Raw genomic sequence first — 2091 nt, 5'->3', positions numbered from 1 at the left:
CGGCCGGCACCGCGATGACCGTGACCTTGAGCAATGGCTCGGTCATTGTGATTGAGGCCGGTAAAACTACCGGCACTGTCGTTGTCGACACCCCTGCCAATGATGTGTACGTCAATGGCTCCACCGTCAGCACCTCCATTACCGGCACTACCGGCGGCAACTTTGAAAATCTGGTGCCAAGCACTGCTCCTGCTGTCACTACTATCAGCGACTCGCTGGATGCTACCGGTCTGACCTTGACCGCTACCAGCGCTATTACCGAAGGCGGCCAGATCACCTACACCGCGAACTTGACCAATCCAGCCGGCACGGCGATGACCGTGACCTTGAGCAATGGCTCGGTCATCGTCATTGAAGCGGGCAAGACTTCCGGCACCGTCGTCGTCGATACCCCGGCCAACGATGTGTACGTCAATGGCAGCACTGTCAGCACCACCATCACTGGCACTACCGGCGGCAACTTTGAAAATCTGGTGCCAAGCACTGCTCCTGCTGTCACTACTATCAGCGACTCGCTGGATGCTACCGGTCTGACCTTGACCGCTACCAGCGCTATCACCGAAGGCGGCTCGATCACCTACACCGCGACCCTGACCAACCCGGCTGGCACGCCGATGACTGTGACCTTGAGCAATGGCTCGGTCATTGTGATTGAAGCGGGCAAAACCACCGGCACCGTGGTGGTCGATACCCCAGCCAACGATGTCTACGTCAACGGCTCCACCGTCAGTACGACGATTACCGGCACCACCGGCGGTAATTTCGAGAACCTGGTGCCTAGCACCACACCGGCTGTCACCACTATCAGTGATTCGCTGGACGCAACTGGCCTGACCTTGACCGCTACGGGTGCTATCACCGAAGGCGGCTCGATCACCTACACCGCCACGCTGACCAATCCTGCTGGTACCACGATGACCGTGACCTTGAGCAATGGCTCGGTCATTGTGATTGAAGCGGGCAAAACTACCGGCACCGTGGTCGTCGATACCCCAGCCAATGATGTTTACGTTAATGGTTCCACCGTCAGTACGACGATTACCGGCACCACCGGCGGTAATTTCGAGAACCTGGTGCCTAGCACCACGCCTGCGGTTACCACCATCAGCGACTCGCTCGACGTCGTGACAGTCAGCATTGCCGGTAACGGCGACGTATTCGAAAACGCCAACCCAACCTTCACCATCACCCTCAACCAGGCGTTGAAGGATGATTTGACCGTCAAGCTGAGCAACGGTGGCACGGTTACCGTCAAAGCCGGTGATACCAGCGCGATCTATACCGCACCGATCCAAGGCGACGACGTCTACAAAGACGGCGGCCCGCTGAGCCTGACCGTCACCGATGCCTCTGTGCCAGGCAAGGTCTTCGAAGACCTGCAACTGAGCAAAGAACCGGGCGTGGTGCAGATCAACGACACCACCGACACCGTCACTGTCAGCATTGCTGGCAATGGTCCAGTGTTTGAAAACGCCAATCCAACCTTCACCATCACCCTCAACCAGGCGTTGAAGGATGATCTGACCGTCAAACTCAGCAACGGCGGCACCGTCACCGTCAAAGCCGGTGATACCAGCGCGATCTACACCGCGCCAATCCAGGGCGATGACATCTACAAAGACGGCGGCCCGCTGAGCCTGACCGTCACCGATGCCTCTGTGCCAGGCAAGGTCTTCGAAGACCTGCAGTTGAGCAAAGAACCGGGCGTGGTGCAGATCAATGACACCACAGATACCGTCACCGTCAGCATCGCTGGCAATGGCGACGTATTCGAAAACGCCAATCCAACCTTCACCATCACCCTCAACCAGGCGTTGAAGGATGATCTGACCGTCAAACTCAGCAACGGTGGCACCGTCACTGTTAAAGCTGGCGAGACTTCGGCGATCTACACCGCGCCAATCCAGGGCGATGACGTCTACAAAGACGGCGGCCCGCTGAGCCTGACCGTCACCGATGCTTCTGTGCCAGGCAAGGTCTTCGAAGACCTGCAGCTGAGCAAAGAACCGGGCGTGGTGCAGATCAACGACACCACGGACACCGTGACCGTCAGCATCGCTGGCAATGGTCCTGTGTTCGAAAACGCCAATC

The 2091-nt window shown here is 58.1% G+C and carries 1 protein-coding gene; it reads left to right on the top strand.

What is annotated here, in order from left to right:
- On the top strand, positions 1 to 2091 hold a 2091-nt coding region (locus NR126_RS28275; RefSeq protein WP_372827624.1), incomplete at both ends, for an immunoglobulin-like domain-containing protein.

The sequence above is a fragment of the Pseudomonas sp. Pse1 genome, assembly GCF_024519635.1.
In the GTDB taxonomy this organism is placed as follows: Bacteria; Pseudomonadota; Gammaproteobacteria; order Pseudomonadales; family Pseudomonadaceae; genus Aquipseudomonas.
The sequence above is the reverse complement of the archived record's forward strand: the minus strand, read 5'-3'. Positions and strand labels throughout refer to the sequence as shown.